The organism is Rhizobium sp. GR12 (genome assembly GCF_036596185.1).
In the GTDB taxonomy this organism is placed as follows: domain Bacteria; phylum Pseudomonadota; class Alphaproteobacteria; order Rhizobiales; family Rhizobiaceae; genus Agrobacterium; species Agrobacterium nepotum.
On record NZ_JASXTH010000012.1, the window covers coordinates 138,474 to 155,197 of the forward strand.

At 60.2% G+C, this 16,724-nt stretch carries 14 protein-coding genes; 12 read left to right on the forward strand and 2 right to left on the reverse strand.

Annotation, left to right across the window (positions count from 1 at the left end; all coding sequences use genetic code 11):
• Positions 1-272 precede the first annotated feature (272 nt).
• Positions 273-1,460: an acyl-CoA dehydrogenase gene (locus QSK43_RS20770; protein ID WP_332305061.1), complete on the reverse strand. Its 1,188-nt coding sequence runs from the start codon at positions 1,458-1,460 to the stop codon at positions 273-275.
• Positions 1,461-1,556: 96 nt separating this feature from the next.
• On the opposite strand from QSK43_RS20770, the gene QSK43_RS20775 reads away from it, so the two are divergent.
• The 9 genes from QSK43_RS20775 to cml all read left to right on the forward strand — a co-directional run bounded on the left by QSK43_RS20775 (position 1,557) and on the right by cml (position 11,610).
• Complete coding sequence (locus QSK43_RS20775; protein WP_332305062.1) at positions 1,557-2,477, forward strand: LysR family transcriptional regulator; 921 nt, start codon at positions 1,557-1,559, stop codon at positions 2,475-2,477.
• A gap of 135 nt (positions 2,478-2,612) precedes the next feature.
• Positions 2,613-3,680 carry a LacI family DNA-binding transcriptional regulator gene (locus QSK43_RS20780; protein ID WP_332305063.1) on the forward strand — a complete coding sequence of 356 codons (1,068 nt, stop codon included), beginning with the start codon at positions 2,613-2,615 and terminating at the stop codon, positions 3,678-3,680.
• Positions 3,677-4,699, forward strand: coding sequence for an ABC transporter substrate-binding protein (locus tag QSK43_RS20785; RefSeq protein ID WP_332305064.1), 1,023 nt, complete (start codon positions 3,677-3,679; stop codon positions 4,697-4,699). The genes QSK43_RS20780 and QSK43_RS20785 overlap by 4 nt, the downstream gene beginning before the upstream one ends.
• A 167-nt stretch (positions 4,700-4,866) precedes the next feature.
• A complete protein-coding gene (locus QSK43_RS20790; RefSeq protein ID WP_332305065.1) occupies positions 4,867-5,694 on the forward strand; it encodes an ABC transporter permease in 828 nt (275 codons plus the stop codon).
• Positions 5,691-6,470, forward strand: a complete 780-nt coding sequence (locus QSK43_RS20795) for an ABC transporter permease (RefSeq protein WP_111784718.1) — start codon at positions 5,691-5,693, stop codon at positions 6,468-6,470. Before QSK43_RS20790 ends, QSK43_RS20795 begins: the two co-directional genes overlap by 4 nt.
• The gene (locus QSK43_RS20800) at positions 6,463-7,488 is read left to right on the forward strand and encodes an ABC transporter ATP-binding protein (protein WP_045019938.1); all 1,026 of its coding nucleotides are present in this window, start codon (positions 6,463-6,465) and stop codon (positions 7,486-7,488) included. The genes QSK43_RS20795 and QSK43_RS20800 overlap by 8 nt, the downstream gene beginning before the upstream one ends.
• A 2-nt stretch (positions 7,489-7,490) precedes the next feature.
• Complete coding sequence (locus QSK43_RS20805) at positions 7,491-8,414, forward strand: nucleoside hydrolase (RefSeq protein ID WP_332305066.1); 924 nt, start codon at positions 7,491-7,493, stop codon at positions 8,412-8,414.
• Positions 8,411-10,204, forward strand: coding sequence for an adenine deaminase (locus tag QSK43_RS20810; protein ID WP_332305067.1), 1,794 nt, complete (start codon positions 8,411-8,413; stop codon positions 10,202-10,204). The genes QSK43_RS20805 and QSK43_RS20810 overlap by 4 nt, the downstream gene beginning before the upstream one ends.
• A 215-nt stretch (positions 10,205-10,419) precedes the next feature.
• Positions 10,420-11,610, forward strand: a complete 1,191-nt coding sequence (cml, locus tag QSK43_RS20815; RefSeq protein ID WP_332305068.1) for a CmlA/FloR family chloramphenicol efflux MFS transporter — start codon at positions 10,420-10,422, stop codon at positions 11,608-11,610.
• Positions 11,611-11,677: 67 nt separating this feature from the next.
• On the opposite strand, the gene QSK43_RS20820 is transcribed toward cml, so the two are convergent.
• Complete coding sequence (locus QSK43_RS20820; RefSeq protein ID WP_332305069.1) at positions 11,678-12,850, reverse strand: M20 aminoacylase family protein; 1,173 nt, start codon at positions 12,848-12,850, stop codon at positions 11,678-11,680.
• Positions 12,851-13,057: 207 nt separating this feature from the next.
• Here QSK43_RS20820 and QSK43_RS20825 point away from each other — a divergent pair, with 207 nt between their 5' ends.
• From QSK43_RS20825 to QSK43_RS20835, 3 genes are all read left to right on the forward strand, one after another.
• A complete protein-coding gene (locus QSK43_RS20825) occupies positions 13,058-13,765 on the forward strand; it encodes a phosphoribosyltransferase (protein ID WP_332305070.1) in 708 nt (235 codons plus the stop codon).
• A gap of 205 nt (positions 13,766-13,970) precedes the next feature.
• Positions 13,971-15,026, forward strand: a complete 1,056-nt coding sequence (locus QSK43_RS20830; RefSeq protein ID WP_332305071.1) for a dipeptidase — start codon at positions 13,971-13,973, stop codon at positions 15,024-15,026.
• Between the two features lie 49 nt (positions 15,027-15,075).
• Positions 15,076-16,716, forward strand: coding sequence for an ABC transporter substrate-binding protein (locus QSK43_RS20835; protein ID WP_332305072.1), 1,641 nt, complete (start codon positions 15,076-15,078; stop codon positions 16,714-16,716).
• Positions 16,717-16,724 lie beyond the last annotated feature (8 nt).

The following is a 16,724-nucleotide window of genomic DNA, read 5'->3' on the forward strand; positions in this document are numbered from 1 at the left end:
TGCGTGTCTGGAATCATTCCAACAAGCTGCGTACCGTTTCTGTGTTGCACTCGGATGACGGGAAGAAGGCTCTAATTTTCATTTTCGGCGGACCGTATGCGGTGGAGGCTGACCGGTGGTCCGGGCGTTGGCGTCAGGGATACATTTTGAGCCATTACCTGAGTTGGAAAGCAAAGAGGCCTCCGAAACGATATTCGGAGGCCTCAGACTTCTGGCAAACTTGCCTCACACTCGTCGTCATCTTCGGGCCTGTTCCGAAGATTCAGCCAGCCTCAGAAAAACGCCTGAATGCCCGTCTGCGCCCGGCCGAGGATCAGCGCGTGGACGTCATGCGTGCCCTCATAGGTATTGACCGTTTCGAGGTTCTGGGCGTGGCGCATGACGTGATATTCGATCTGGATGCCGTTGCCGCCGTGCATGTCGCGGGCCTGACGGGCGATATCCAGCGCTTTGCCGCAATTGTTGCGCTTGATGATGGAGATCATTTCCGGCGCCATCCTGTGCTCGTCCATCAGCCGGCCGACCCGCAGGGAGGCCTGAAGGCCAAGCGCGATTTCGGTCTGCATGTCGGCGAGCTTCTTCTGGTAAAGCTGCATGCCGGCCAGCGGCTTGCCGAACTGCTTGCGGTCGAGACCATATTGCAGGGCGCGGAACCAGCAATCTTCCGCCGCGCCCATCACGCCCCAGGAAATGCCGTAGCGGGCGCGGTTGAGGCAGCCGAACGGGCCTTTCAGGCCGGAAACATTCGGCAGCAGCGCATCTTCACCCACTTCCACGCCGTCCATGACGATTTCGCCTGTTATGGAGGCGCGCAGCGAAAGCTTGCCGCCGATCTTGGGGGCGGAGAGACCCTTCATGCCCTTTTCCAGCACGAAACCCCGGATCTGGTTGTCATGGGCTTCCGATTTGGCCCAGACGACGAAGACGTCGGCGATCGGCGCGTTGGAAATCCACATCTTCGAACCGCGCAGGCGATATCCGCCCGCGATCTTTTCAGCGCGGGTCTTCATGCCGCCCGGATCGGAGCCGGCATCCGGCTCCGTCAGGCCGAAACAGCCGATCAATTCGCCGGAGACGAGGCCGGGCAGATATTTTTTCTTCTGCTCGTCCGAGCCATAGGCGAAGATCGGGTGGATCACGAGTGAGGACTGCACGCTCATCATCGAGCGGTAACCGCTGTCGATGCGCTCCACCTCGCGGGCGACGAGACCATAGGCCACGTAGCTGGCGTTGGCCGCGCCATATTCTTCCGGTAGCGTAATGCCGAGAAGGCCGGTTCGGCCCATCAGGCGAAACAGCTCCGGTTCGGTGGTTTCGGAGAGATAGGCCTCGGAGATGCGCGGCAAAAGTTCGGATTTGCCAAAGGCGGCGGCGGCGTCGCGGATCATCCGCTCGTCGTCGGTCAGTTGGTCTTCCAGCAGAAAAGGGTCCTGCCAATTGAATGCTGCGCGTTCGCTCACGTTATGCCTCCAGATTTGCTGGCCGGATTATTCGTACTCAACCCTGATAGCACAAGCCATGTTTACTCATTTTTGCATTACATATAGTAATGGCTCATGACGTCTCTCAGCCGCAAACTCCTGCCTTCCACCAGTGCGCTCGCCGCTTTCGATTCCGTTGCGCGGCTTGGCAGCTTCTCTGCCGCTGCCGAGGAACTGGCGCTGACGCAAGGGGCGATCAGCCGGCAGGTTATGTCATTGGAAGAACAGCTTGGCGTGCGCCTGTTCGAACGTGGCGCGCGCGGCGTGGCGTTGACGACCGAGGGGCGTGCTTACGCAAAATCGATTGCCACAGCCCTTGGAGAAATACGTTCCGCCTCATTGCAGATCATGACCAAAACGCATGGCAACACGCTCAACCTTGCCATGCTGCCCACATTCGGCACCCGCTGGCTTTTGCCGCGCATTCCCGATTTCGTCTCCAGCCACCCGGAAATCACCATCAACTTCGCCACCCGCATCGGGCAATTCGATTTTGAGCGCGAGCAACTGGATATGGCGATCCATATCGGCCAGGCGGACTGGCCGGGGGCGGAAAGCACCTTTCTGATGCATGAGATGGTTGCGCCGGTGTGCAGTCCCGAATTCCTGAAATTGCATCCGGTCGAAAAGGGTGAGGATATTGCCGCCCTGCCGCTTCTGCACATGGCCTCGCGGCCGGGTGCATGGGGCCATTGGTTCGAGAGCCTCGGTCTGTCGCTCGCTCTGCCGCAGGGCATGCGGTTCGAGCAGTTTTCCAGCGTGGCGCAGGCCTGCATCGCCGGGCTTGGCGTGGCGCTGATGCCGCTTTTCCTGATCGACAACGAACTGAAATCGCGGCAACTGGTCAAGCCCTTCGATCATCAGGCCCGAAGCCCAAGCTCCTATTATGCCGTCGCACCACTTTCTCGCGCCAACCATGTTCCCGTCGTGCTGTTTCGCGACTGGCTGGTGCGGCAGGTGGAGGCATATCGTGCGTCGGGTAATCCACAGCTCTAAAAAATAATCGCACTTTTTTCGGGCATTTAGACCTTGTGCCTCGGTTTTCGCCCTGTTTTCCCTTTACCCGGACTCGACAGGAGAGTTTCGCTCGACTATCGTGATTAAACGTTTAATCAGCCCTTTCGGACCAACATGGCGTCTTCACGGCCTGCCACCAATCTGAGCGCGATAGCAGCGGCACTCGGCGTGTCGGTAGCAACCGCGTCCAATGCGCTGTCGGGCAAGGGCCGCGTTTCGCCGGAACTGGTGGAGCGCATCCGTAAAACCGCGAGCGAACTCGGTTATGTGCCGAGTTCGGCGGGCAGGGCGCTGCGCACCGGCAAAAGCGGTGTTCTGGGGCTGGTTCTGCCTGACATTGCCAATCCGCTCTTTCCACAGATCGCGCAGGCCATCGAAAAGGCGGCCGTCAATGCCGGTTACGGTGTTCTGATCGCCGACTCGCGCGGCGAGATCGCCATGCAGACGGACGCCATCAACCGGCTGATCGAGCGTGGGGTGGATGGCATGGTGATCGTTCCCCGTCGTGGCACACGTATCGCGGATGTCGATTGTCCTGTCGCTGTTATCGACAGCCCCTCGACACCCGGAAACACTGTTGCCGCCGACCATTGGGATGGCGGTCGGCAGATCGGCGAATATCTGGCAGCCCTTGGCCACGACAAGGTGGTGCTTATCGGCAAGAACCGGGATTCCAACGTGCAGAACGACCGCCTCGGCGGCATTCGCGACGGTCTCGGCAAGGCCTGCGTAACGGAGACGCTGTGGGTGGACGCCATTGAAAAGGCTGATGGCGCGGGTTGCCGGCTTGGCCTTGCCGACAGGGTCACCGAGGGTTTCACCGCTTTCGCCGCCGTGTCCGACCTGCATGCGTTGCGCGCGCTCACCGAGTTGCAGCGCGAGGGCATCGAGGTGCCGGAAGAGGCGAGTGTCACCGGCTTTGACGATCTGATTTTTTCGGCCGTTGTGACGCCGCCGCTGACGACTATGCGCATGGATATGGGCCGCATCGCCGATCTGGCCGTGGATGCGCTGTTGCGCGCGATCGATGGTGATTCCGGTTTCGAAAACGGCTTAGCGGCCGAGGTAACAGCAGAAATCTCGAAAGTACCGATGGCGCTGATCATGCGCGGCTCCACGGCCAAAAAAAAGCATGATGCGATTGAAGCCAAAAACACGACAGTAGGAGAACTCATACCATGAAAAAAATCATTCTTGCATCGGGCGCCGCCCTGATGCTGACAGTGGGTGCAGCACAGGCGCAGGACAAGACGCTGACGATCTCGGTCTACGCCTTCGCGCAGGACGAATTCAAGGAACTGGTCTATACGCCGTTCGAGAAGCAATGTGGCTGCAAGCTGGTTGTCGAGACCGGCAACAGCGTCGAGCGTCTGGCCAAAATGGAGGCCAACAAGGCCAATCCGGTGGTCGATCTCGCCATCGTCTCCATGGCGGATGCGCTTTCCGCCACCCGCAAGGACCTGATCCAGAAGATCGACGCCTCCAAGGTTGCGAATATCGACAAGCTCTATGACATCGCCAAGGATCCGAACGGCGACGGCATGAGCGTCGGCGTCAACTTCTACGCCACCTCCATCGTCTATCGCACCGACAAGATGAAGATCGATAGCTGGGCCGATCTGCTGAAGGAAGGCGTCGTCGATCACGTCGCCTTCCCGAATGTCACCACCAATCAGGGACCGCCCGCGCTCTACATGCTCGGCAAGGCCATCGGCAAGGACACGCCGGATCTTGCCGGGGCCATCGAGGCTGTGGGCGAAAAGAAGGACGATATCGTCACTTTCTACGTCAAGTCCTCGCAGCTTGTGCAGTTGATGCAGCAGGAGGAAATCTGGGCCGCCCCGATTGGTCGCTTCTCGTGGGCCCCCTTCACCAAGCTCGACCTGCCACTTGCCTGGGCGACACCCAAGGAAGGCCAGACCGGCGGCATGAACGTGCTCGTGGTGCCGAAGGGCACGAAGAACGAGGAGCTTGCGCTGCAATTCATGGATTTCTGGCTTTCGACCGACGTTCAGAAGGCGCTGGCCGAAAAGCTGGTGGACAGCCCGACCAATAAAGAGGTCAAGGTTTCCGACGAGGTGGCAAACAACATAACCTATGGCGACGAAACCGCAAAAAGCCTGCAACTCATTCCTTCCGACGTGACGCTTGATAACCGCGACAAGTGGCTGTCGGAGTGGAACGCGAAGGTCGGGCAGTAATCCTTATCAAGGTTTGGAATGGGGCATTTAAACCGTCTAAAGGGCGGCTCTATTCCCGGAAAAGCGGTTCGGTCGTCCCCTGACCGCTTTTCCACCTCTTAATTCCGCAAGCTGGCCCTGGCCGGCTGCAGTAACAATCGGCCGCAGGCCGTTCAGGGAATAAAGCGATGTTTCAGAACCGGGCCGAAGCGCTGGCGCTTGCCTTGCCCGCCGCGATTTTTGCGGCGGCGGTCTTTCTTGTACCGGTCTTCATGCTTCTGTCGGAGGGCTTTCACACCACTGACGGCTGGACATTGTCCGCTTACGCCGATTTCTTTTCCGATCCGCTGAACCGGGCGGTTTTCCTGCGCACCCTGAAGCTCGGCGCGATGGTGACAGCTGTCTCGGCGGTGGTGGGCTATGCGGCGGCGTTCGCTATCGTTAACCTGCCGTCGGGGTGGAAAGGCCATGTCGTCAATCTGGTCGTGCTGCCGTTGATGATCTCGCCGGTTGCCCGCACCTATGCCTGGATTGTCATTCTGGGCAGAACCGGCATCGTCAATCAGGCGCTTCAGGCGGTCGGCCTGAGCGACGCACCGATCCGCATCCTGTTTTCCGAAACGGCTGTTTTTATCGGCCTTCTGCAATTGTTCCTGCCGCTGATGATCATCTCGCTCATCAGCGCGCTGGAGAACATGCCGAAGGATACGATCGCGGCTGCCCGTGTTCTCGGCGCAAACTGGTTTCAAGTGTTCTGGAAGGTCATTCTGCCGCTCACAAAAGAAGGGCTGGTCGTCGGCGGCACGCTGGTCTTCACCGGATCGCTCACGGCCTATATCACGCCCGCCATTCTTGGCGGCTCCAAGGTGCTGATGCTGGAAACCCTGCTTTACCAGCAGGTGACGGTCTCCAACAATTTTGTCGCCGCCAGCGTCATCGCCTTCATCCTGATCGTCATGAGCTTTGCCGCCAATATCCTGCTGAAGCGCATCGCCACCGCGAGGAACAAGAAATGACCCGGCAGCTCTTCATTCCACTCACGCTCCTTCTTGTCGTCGGTTTCCTCATCGGACCGTTCCTTATCATCGTCGCGGCTTCCTTTTCGGCCGGCGATACGCTTGCCTTTCCGCCACAGGGCTTTTCGCTGAAATGGATCGCGAAGGTCTTCACCGTGGAAAGTTTCCGCGAAAGCTTTGCGATGTCGATGTTCCTTGCCATCGGCGGCACGTTCACGGCGCTCATCCTTGGCATTCCGGCGGCCTACGCCATGTCGCGCTACAAGCTGCCTTTTGCGGAAACCGTGCGTACCATCGTTTCCGCGCCGATCATCGTGCCTGGTATCATTGTCGGTCTGGCACTGTTGCGTTATTTCGTCGTGCCCTTCGGCATAGGCATTACGCTTGCCCTGTTTCTCGCTCACACCGCGCTCATCCTGCCCTATGCGGTGCGGGTGGTTTCGGCCAGCCTCAACAATCTGCGCTCGGATATCGAGGAGGCGGCGGTGCTGCTCGGCTCGTCACGCTTTGGCGCATTTTTCCGTGTGGTGTTGCCCAACATTCGCGGCGGCATCCTGTCGGCCTTCATTCTCGGTTTCGTGACGAGTTTCAATCAGGTGCCGGTGTCGCTGTTCCTGTCGGGTCCGGGCGTGCGTACACTGCCAATCGACATGTTGGGCTACATGGAAATCGTCTTCGATCCGTCTGTTGCCGCACTTTCCTCGCTGCTCGCCTTCCTTTCCATCGGCATTGTCTTTATGGCCGAACGTTTTCTGGGGTTCTCCCGTTATGTCTGACGCAAATTACCTTTCGCTCCAAAAAGTCTCGCTCGCCTATGGCAGCAGCATTGCCGTCAGGGATCTCGACCTTGACATCCGTAAGGGCGAACTTCTCGCCCTGCTGGGTCCTTCCGGCTGCGGCAAGACCACCACGATGCGCGCGATTGCCGGGCTGATGCCGGTGGCGGGCGGTCGCATCGATCTCGATGGCGCGGATATCACCCGTGTCGCGGCCAACAAACGCGCTGTCGGGCTGGTGTTCCAGTCCTATGCGCTTTTCCCGCATCTGACGGTCTACGAAAACGTCGCCTTCGGCCTGAAACTCAAGGGCATGAGCGGCAAGGCGCTGGACGACAAGGTGGCCTCTGGCCTCAAGTCGGTCGGGTTGTCGAGCTTCGCTTCGCGCAGGCCGGCAGAGCTTTCCGGCGGGCAGCAGCAGCGTGTGGCGCTGGCGCGCTCAATGGTGATGGAGCCGAAGGTGCTGCTACTGGATGAGCCGTTGTCCAATCTCGATGCGCGGCTGCGGCTTGAAATGCGCACCGAATTGCAGCGTGTGCAGAAGGAAACCGGCGTGACGATGATCTTCGTCACCCATGATCAGATCGAGGCTCTGGCGCTGGCAGATCGCATTGTCGTCATGAAGGGCGGCAAGATCGAGCAGATCGGCACACCGGAAGACATCTACAATGCACCGGTTTCCGCCTTCGTGGCGGATTTCGTCGGCTTTGAAAACATCTTCGCGCTGGAAGGCGGCGCGCTGAAAACCGCAAACGGTACAACACCGCTTACCGGACCAGTCCCTTCAGCATCTGGACTGGCCTGGCGGCCGCGCATGGTGACTCTTGGTTCAGGTCCTTTCCAGGGAACCGTGCGCGGCACATCCTTTGCCGGCAACACCCGCGAATATCTGCTCGATACGCCGCTTGGCGCCATCAAGGCGGAAACCGATGCTGCGCTGACTGCCCATACGATCGGTGATACGCTCGCCTTCGACCTGCCGGTTGCAAAGGCGGCAAGCCTGAAGGTGTTTGGCTGATCATGGGTGTATGGATCGATACCGATATGGGCTTTGACGATATCGCCGCCATCATGGTGGTGCAGTCGTCCGGCCTTGCCATTGACGGCATCTCGCTGGTCTTCGGCAATGCGACGCTGGATGCTGTCTGCCGCAACGCCGCCGGGGCAGTCGCTGCCTTCGGCTGGTCGATGCCCATCCATCAGGGTCGTGACATGCCGGTTCTCGGCGCGCTCGAAACCGCTCAGTCTATCCTCGGCGATAGCGGTATTCCGACCGTTGGCCGCAACCTGCCGGATGCGGCACCCTTGCAAAAGAGCGATGCCTTTGTTGCCCTCTGTAATTGGCTGTCGGATGGAACAGGCGAGAAGCGCATCCTCACGCTCGGCCCGCTTACCAATATCGCCACACTTTGCCTTGCCCGGCCTGATCTTGCCGCCAGAATTTCCGACCTCACCTGGATGGGTGGCGGTGTGACCAGCGGTAACCACACGGCATCCGCCGAATTCAACGCCTTCGCCGATCCGGAAGCGCTGGCCATTGTGCTTTCCCACGGCCTGCCGCTGCGCATGGTCGATCTGGATGCCTGCCGCGCGGTCACCGCCGCGCCTGCCGATGTGCTGCCGATCCGCGATGCCGGTGGCAAAAATGCCGACCTGATTGCCGATCTGCTGGAAGGCTTCATCGGCATCGCCACAAGGCGCGGCAGACCCGCCATGGCGTTTTATGATCCCGTCGCCGCTATCGGCTTTACCTCCGACCTCCTCGGCTGGCGGCAAGCGCGGATCGATGTCGAACTTCACGCTTCGCTGACGCGCGGGCGAACCGTGGTGGAGACGCGCGCGGAAAAGGTTGCCGCCTTCAACGGACATTTTGCCGAAACGGTGGATGCCGAAGGTGCAAAAACGGTAATCCTTGATATGCTGCGCCGGGAGGCCTCCCGATGAATGCACAATTCCCGATGCGCGAGCCGGCCGATCTCACCGACGATACGCTCCGTACCCGCGCCGTTGCCGCTGCGCGCGGCGATGCGCCTTTCGATGTTCTTATTACCGGTGGAACACTGGTGGATGTGGTGACAGGAGAGCTTCGCGCCGCCGATATCGGCATCGTCGGCCCGCTGATCGCCAGCGTGCACGAACCGGCAAGCCGCAGCGACGCTGTGCGCAGCATCGATGCGGCCAACGCCTTTGTCTCCCCCGGCCTGATCGACACGCATATGCACATCGAAAGCTCGATGGTCACGCCGGCGGCCTATGCGGCGGCGGTGGTCGCCCGCGGTGTCACCACCATCGTCTGGGACCCGCATGAATTCGGCAATGTGCATGGCGTCGATGGTGTTCGCTGGGCGGCGAAATCTGTCGAAAATCTGCCCCTGCGTGCCATTCTGCTTGCGCCTTCCTCGGTGCCTTCCGCACCGGGACTGGAGCGCAGCGGTGCGGATTTCGACGCCGCCGCTCTTACCGATATCCTGTCCTGGCCGCAGGTTGGCGGTGTTGCGGAAATCATGAACATGCGCGGCGTCATCGAGCGCGATCCGCGCATGAGCGGCATCGTTCAGGCCGGGCTCGTTTCGGAAAAGCTGGTCTGCGGCCATGCGCGCGGACTTGATGGTGCCGATCTCAACGCCTTCCTGGCGGCGGGCGTTTCTTCCGATCACGAACTGGTCTCCAGCGAAGACCTGATGACGAAACTCAGGGCCGGACTGACCATCGAGCTGCGAGGCTCGCACGATCATCTGCTGCCGGAATTCGTGGCGGCGCTCAATGCGCTCGGCCATCTGCCGCAAACGGTGACGCTCTGCACCGACGATGTTTTCCCTGACGATCTGTTGCGGGGCGGTGGGCTGGATGATGTGGTGCGCCGCCTTGTCGGTTACAGCCTGAGGCCAGAATGGGCGCTGCGCGCCGCTACCCTCAATGCCGCACAGCGGCTTGGCCGTCCCGATCTCGGCCTTATCGCCGCCGGTCGTCGTGCCGATATCGTCATTTTCGAGGATTTGAGCGGCTTTTCGGCTCGTCATGTCCTGGTCGGGGGCAGGGCGGTTGCGGAAGGCGGGCGTATGCTCGTCGACGTTCCGGCCCACGATGGGGCCGCGCTCGAAGGCTCGATGAAGCTTTTACCGCGTAACGCCGGTGATTTCCGGGTCACATCCGAAGGGGTAAGAGTACGCCTCGCCACCATCGATCGCCCGCGCTTCACACAGTGGGGCGAGACGGAGGCCGAAGTGAAGGCCGGTTTCGTGGTTCCGCCTGAAGGGGCGACGATGATTTCCGTCACCCACCGCCACGGCAAGGCGGATCCGGTCACGAAAATCGGCTTCCTCACTGGTTGGGGAAGCTGGAACGGCGCCTTCGCCACCACCGTCTCGCATGACAGCCACAACCTCACAGTGTTTGGCGGCAATGCGGAGGATATGGCGCTGGCCGCCAATGCGGTGATTGCTGCTGGCGGCGGCATGGCGGTCGCCTCGCAGGGTAAGGTCACCGCGCTGCTCCCGCTGCCGCTCTCCGGCCTCGTTTCCGATGCGTCGCTTGAAGAAGTGGCAAGGGGCTTTGAAAAACTGCGTGCCGCCGTCGGCGAGGTGGTCGAATGGCAGCCGCCCTATCTCGTCTTCAAGGCCTGCTTTGGCGCCACGCTCGCCTGCAATATCGGCCCGCACCAGACGGATATGGGCATCGCCGACGTGCTGACGGGAGGGGTGATGGAAAGTCCGGTGCTTGCTGTGGTCGGATAGACCAGGGCCAAGCGTTGCCAAAAAACCGATATATTGCTAAATCAAACCCCTGTTTGCCTGTCGCTATATATGGATGTTGAACATGGGTGCCTCGAAGTCATCAGATAAATAAGCCGCAACGACGATATTTTCGTTGTTGCGGCGTTCTGTCGAGCAATCCCTGTTCCATCAGGCAGACGCCGCCCAAATGTCCTCATTTGAGCGGATCAATTCTCATGTCTATTCCAACTCCCGTTTGGGGGAGATCGCTCTTGGCAGCAATGCTGCTCATGGCTCCTTTTGATATTCTTGCATCGCTGGCCATGGATATTTACCTGCCAGTCATTCCCGTCATGCCGGAAGCTCTCGGCACGACGCCGGTGGTGGTTCAACTCACGCTTTCCATTTACATGGTGATGCTCGGAGTTGGGCAAATCGTGTTCGGCCCCATCTCCGACCGCATTGGTCGTCGGCCGGTCTTGATCGGCGGCGCCCTGCTGTTTGTCCTGGCCTCGTTCTGCCTCGCAGCTGTGACGACCGCGAGCGCATTCATCGTTTTCCGGTTCCTTCAGTCGGCTGGCGCGGCGGCGGCATTGGTCGCTACTTTCGCCACCGTTCGGGACGTCTATGCGGATCGTCCGGAAGCAACGACGATATATGGAACGTTCAGCTCCATTCTCGCCTTCGTACCGGCCCTCGGCCCGCTTGCCGGAGCGGTCATCGCCCATGAATTCGGATGGCGTGCCATCTTCGTGACCTTGGGTGCGGCGGCTCTCATCGCAACGGTTGGCGCCGTGGTGAGGTGGAGCGAAACGCGGCCGGTGACGGCGGCCATTTCGCGCCCCTCGCCTTTACGCATGCTGGGCAGCGGTCGCTTCTGGGCCTATACGCTGGGTTTCAGTGCTGCCATGGGGACGTTTTTCGTGTTTTTCTCCACCGCTCCGCGCGTCATGATCGGCAGGGCAGGTCTCTCCGAGATGGAGTTCAGCCTGCTTTTTGCAACAGTGGCCATCGCCATGATTGTCACCACCCGTTTTGCGATGGTTTTCGTCGGCAGATGGGGCGTGCGAGGCAGCCTCGTCAGAGGTATGGCCCTGTTGCTGGTGGGAGCCTTTCTGTTCACCGCAGGCGAAGTCGGGGCGACCCCGTCATTTTTGACGTTTATCGTGCCGATGTGGGTCATGGCGGTCGGGATCGTTTTTACGGTCTCGGTCACCGCCAACGGCGCGCTGGAGGAGTTCGGGCATATGGCAGGTACTGCCGTCGCCTTCTATTTCTGCATTCAAAGTCTGTGTGTGGGAATAGCGGGCACGCTTTCGGTCGTCATCCTGCCGGGTGATACGGCATGGCCGGTGGTCGCTTATTCGTCGATCATGGCCTGCCTTGTCCTGGGAGCGCTGTATTCGCTCCACCGCAGGAGCGTTTGAGACAGAAAGCCGGGCAGCACGACTGCTGCTGCCCGACTTTTCAGTATTGGGAAAGCGGCTTGCCACCTCACTCCGCCGCCAGTTCCTGCTCCACCAGTGTTGCCCAGAAGGCCACACCGGGGACGATTGCGGCGTCGTTGAAGTCGTAGGAGGTGTTGTGGTGCAGCGCGCCGTCCACCGCCGGGCCGTTGCCGAGCCAGACGTAGCAGCCGGGGGCTTCGCCCGCGAAGAAGGCGAAGTCGTCGCCGGCGGTCGAGGGCGGGAAGGCGGTGCGGGCTTTGTTGCCGAACACCGTTTTTGCGGCTCGGAGCGCCCGTTTCGTGGCATCCGCCTCGTTGATGACGGGCGGTATGCGGCGAATGAACTCGTAGCTTGCCTCGATGCCGAACATCGCCGCCGTGCCTTTGGCCAGCCTGGCGATTTCCGCTTCAAGCTGGTTGCGAACATCCGCCGCATAGGCGCGCGCGGTGCCGCCGATCTCGACGAGATCGGGAATGACGTTGAGCGCCTTCGGGTCGCCCGCCTGCACCGAGCAGGCGCTGACCACGGCGGGTTGAAGCGGATCGACGACGCGGCCGACGATGGTTTGCAGCGAGGAAAGGAAGGTGCCGGCGGCCGTTACCGGGTCGCGGCCGAGATGCGGCTTGGCGCCGTGGGTGCCGACGCCCTTGAAGGTGACGCGCCAGCTATCGGAAGAGGCGAGCTGCGGTCCTTCGACCACCGCCATCTCGTCGATGCCCAGCCCCGGCATATTATGCAGGCCATAGACCGCGTCGCAGGGAAACAGCGTGAAAAGCCCGTCTTCCACCATCTTCTTCGCACCACCTCGACCTTCCTCGGCGGGCTGGAAGATGAAGTGCACGGTGCCGGAAAAATCGCGGCTGCGTGCGAGATAACGCACAGCACCGAGCAGCATGGCGGTGTGGCCATCATGGCCGCAGGCGTGCATCTTGCCGGGAAACTTCGACTTATAAGGTCTTTCGGCGAGTTCAGGCATGGCCAGTGCGTCCATGTCGGCGCGAAGACCGATGCTGCGCGTGCCGTTGCCCACCTGCAGGGTGCCGACGACGCCGGTGCCGCCGAGACCGCGATGCACCTTCAGCCCCGCCCTTTCGAGAAGATCGGCGACGATGGCGCTCGTTCTCTCCTCCTCAAAGCCCAGTTCCGGGTGCGCGTGCAGATCGTGGCGAAGCTCCGTCAGGAATGGCAGGTCTTCGCCGATGCGGTCCAGCAGTCTCATGGGCAGCTTGTCCTTGAATATGGGAAAAACCCGCGTCATAGGTGGGCTTATCCGAATGCCTGTTGCTTTGTTCCCTTCTAGCTGAAAAAGCCAATGAAATGAACCCGCCGCATGTTTGCGGTTGTTGAAATGCCGAATGCGAAGAACCGGATTGGTGTGGCTGAAAATGCGACTGCTTTTCTCCACCCGCTCCTGAAAGGAAAACCGATGCCGCAATCCGCGTCGCCCGCCGCCTCATCCCCCGCCGCTCCGCATGAGTTCTGGCAGGATGTTCTGCCGCCCGGTACATTCGAAACGGTAGGTCCGCATTCAGGGTTCTTTCCGGCGGAACTGGATGATGGACGACAGATTTGCCTGCCGATCCGGCCTTTGGCGGATGGCGAGCATGCGCTGGCCTCGCTCATCGTCAATCAGGCCTCTTTTGACGTTCTGGAAGCGCTGGCTGCCGACCTTGCCCGGAAGCTTGCCCCTTTACAGCCGGATGTGGTGATCGGCCTGCCGACGCTTGGGCTGACACTTGCCGCTGCCGTTGCCCGCCACCTCGGCCATTCGCGTTACGTCCCGCTCGGCACCTCGCGCAAATTCTGGTATCTGGAGGAACTGTCGGTGCCCATGTCCTCCATCACCACCAGTCAGGAAAAGCGGCTTTATATCGATCCGCGCATGTTGCCACTCATCGAGGGCAGGCGAGTGGCGCTGGTGGATGACGTGATCTCCAGCGGCAGTTCCATCGTGTCAGGTCTTTCGCTTCTCGCCTCATCCGGCATCCGGCCGGTGGTGATCGGTGCGGCCATGCTGCAATCGGATCGCTGGCGAGAAAAAATCGGCGCTTTCGGGCCGGAATGGCCGGAGCGGGTGAGGGGTGTTTTCGCCACGCCGCTGCTCAAAAAAGCAGAAAGTGGCTGGCGGACTTGACGTTGCGCAAATCCCGGCGAAGCGCAAGTGGTGATAATTTCACCATTGCCTAATTTGTGTCTTGCGAAGCCGCGAGAGATCGTCCTAAGATCGTTTCCGACAGATTACAGCGGTCGGCGAAAAATGCGCCGGTTTGCTTTTGCGCGGTGTTATTCCGGCGTCTGCCCGCCCCTTTTTATCTTGCCGCTTACTGGAATTTTCTCCCATGCATGCAGTTTTCGACGGTCATAATGATGTGCTGCTTCGGTTGTGGCGCAACAGCAAGGTCGGAGCTGATCCGGTGGCTGAATTCAGGAACGGCACGCGTGAAGGCCATATTGATGGCCCCCGCGCAAGGGCCGGCGGTCTCGGCGGCGGCATCTGCGCCATCTACATCCCATCCGGCGATCTGATCCTGCAGGAGCCGGACGAAAACGGCCATTACGACACGCCGCTCGCCTCCCCGCTCGAACGTCAGTCCTCGCTCGATATCGCCATGGAAAAGGCTGCGATCGCGCTCAGGCTCGATCATGCCGGCGCCTGGCGGCTCTGCCGCTCGACGGCCGACATCCGCAGGGCCTTTGCCGAGGATATTTTCGCGGCCGTGCTGCACATGGAAGGCTGTGAGGCGATCGGCCCCGAACTCGACGCGCTGGAGGTGTTTTACGCCGCTGGCCTGCGCTCGCTCGGCCCGGTCTGGAGCCGACACAATATTTTCGGCCACGGTGTTCCCTTCTCCTATCCCATGTCGCCCGACACCGCGCCCGGCATTACCGATGCCGGATTTCAGCTGGTGAAGGAATGTAACCGGCTCGGCATTCTCATTGATCTCGCCCATATCACCGAAAAGGGCTTCTGGGATGTGGCGAAGACCACGGACCAGCCGCTGATCGCCAGCCATTCCAACGCGCATGCGCTGACCCCCGTCGCCCGCAATCTCACCGACAGGCAGATGGATGCCATCAAGGAGAGCAGAGGGCTGGTCGGCCTCAACTATGCCGTGACCATGCTGCGGGCGGATGCGCGCGACATTGCCGAGACGCCGCTTTCCGACATGGTGCGCCACATCGACTACATGGTGGAGCGCATGGGCATCGACTGCGTGGCGCTCGGTTCCGATTTCGACGGCGCAACTGTACCCGTCGGCGTTGCCGATGCGAGCGGCAACCACAATCTGGTTGCGGCGCTGAAATCTGCGGGCTACGGTGATGCAGAACTTGCTAAAATATGCCGGGAAAACTGGCTGCGCGTCTTATCCCAGGCCTGGCACGAGCCGGCCTGAAGATAGATAAAGCGAACTAAATCAAACTCATAACAAAAGGGGAGATCCTATGATCAAATCGCTCAACAAATCCATGCGTATCCTTAGCACCAGCGCCGCTCTGTCGCTGATGATGCTGTCTGCGCCCCACGCTTTTGCCGCCACGCCAGCCGATACGCTGGTCGAAGGTTTCGCCATCGACGACATCATCACGCTCGATCCGGGTGAGGCATTCGAGCTGTCGGCGGCCGAAGTCACCGGCAACACCTACAGCAAGCTTGTCTCCATCGATCTCAACGACACCTCAAAGGTCATCGGCGATCTGGCCGAGAGCTGGACGACCTCCGAAGACGGTCTCACCTACACTTTCAAGCTGAAATCCGGTCTGAAATTCGCTTCCGGCAATCCGATCACGGCTGATGACGTTGCCTTTTCCTTCGAGCGGGCCATCAAGCTCGACAAGTCGCCGGCATTCCTTCTGACGCAGTTCGGTCTCAACGGCGATAACGTTGCCGAAACGGCGAAGGCTACGGATGCAAACACCTTCGTACTGACGGTAGACAAGCCCTATGCCCCAAGCTTCGTGCTGAACGTCCTGACCGCGACCGTTGCCGCAGTTGTCGACAAGAAGCTGGTGACCGAAAAGGCCAAGCCCGTTACCCCGAGCGCCGATTACAAATACGACACCGATTTTGGCAATGCGTTCCTGAAGACCGGTTATGCCGGTTCCGGCCCTTACAAAATTCTCGGCTGGAAGGCCAACGAAGCCGTCATCCTTGAGGAGAACCCAAATTATTACGGCGAAAAGCCGAAGCTGAAGCGGGTCGTCTACCGCCATATGAAGGAAAGCTCCGGCCAGCGTCTGGCGCTTGAAAATGGCGATATCGACGTGGCGCGCAACCTTGAACCCGGCGACATGGAAGCGGTCTCCAAGAAGGACGGCCTTGCCATCACCTCTGCGCCGAAGGGCACCGTCTATTACTTCAGCCTCAACCAGAAGAACGAGAACCTGAAGAAGCCTGAGGTCATCGAGGCCTTCAAATATCTCGTGGATTATGACGCGATCGGCGAAACGATCATCAAGGGCATCGGCGAAGTTCACCAGACCTTCCTGCCGAAGGGCCAGCTGGGCGCGCTCGACGAAAACCCCTACAAGCTCGACGTCGCCAAGGCCAAGGAACTGCTGGCGAAGGCCGGTCTGAAGGACGGCTTTACCGTAACCATGGACGTGCGCAACACGCAGCCGGTGACGGGCATTGCCGAAAGCGTGCAGCAGACGCTGGCGCAGGCTGGCATCAAGCTGGAAATCATTCCGGGCGACGGCAAGCAGACGCTGACCAAGTACCGCGCCCGCACCCATGATATCTATATCGGTCAGTGGGGTTCGGACTATTTCGATCCGAACTCGAATGCCGAAACCTTCACGATCAACTACGACAATTCCGAAGAAGGCAAGAACAAGACACTTGCCTGGCGCAACGCCTGGGACGTTCCGGAGCTGACGAAGGAAACGCAGTCGGCGCTTCTGGAGAAGGACAGCGCCAAGCGCGCCGCCATCTATCAGAACCTTCAGAAGGAAGTTCTCGAAAAAGGCCCGTTCATCATCATCTTCCAGCAGACGGAAGTGGCGGGATATTCCGCCAAGCTGAAGGGCCTGAAGCTCGGACCGAGCTTCGACACCAACTTCGTTTCGCCCATCTCCAAGGAATGATCCGGAAG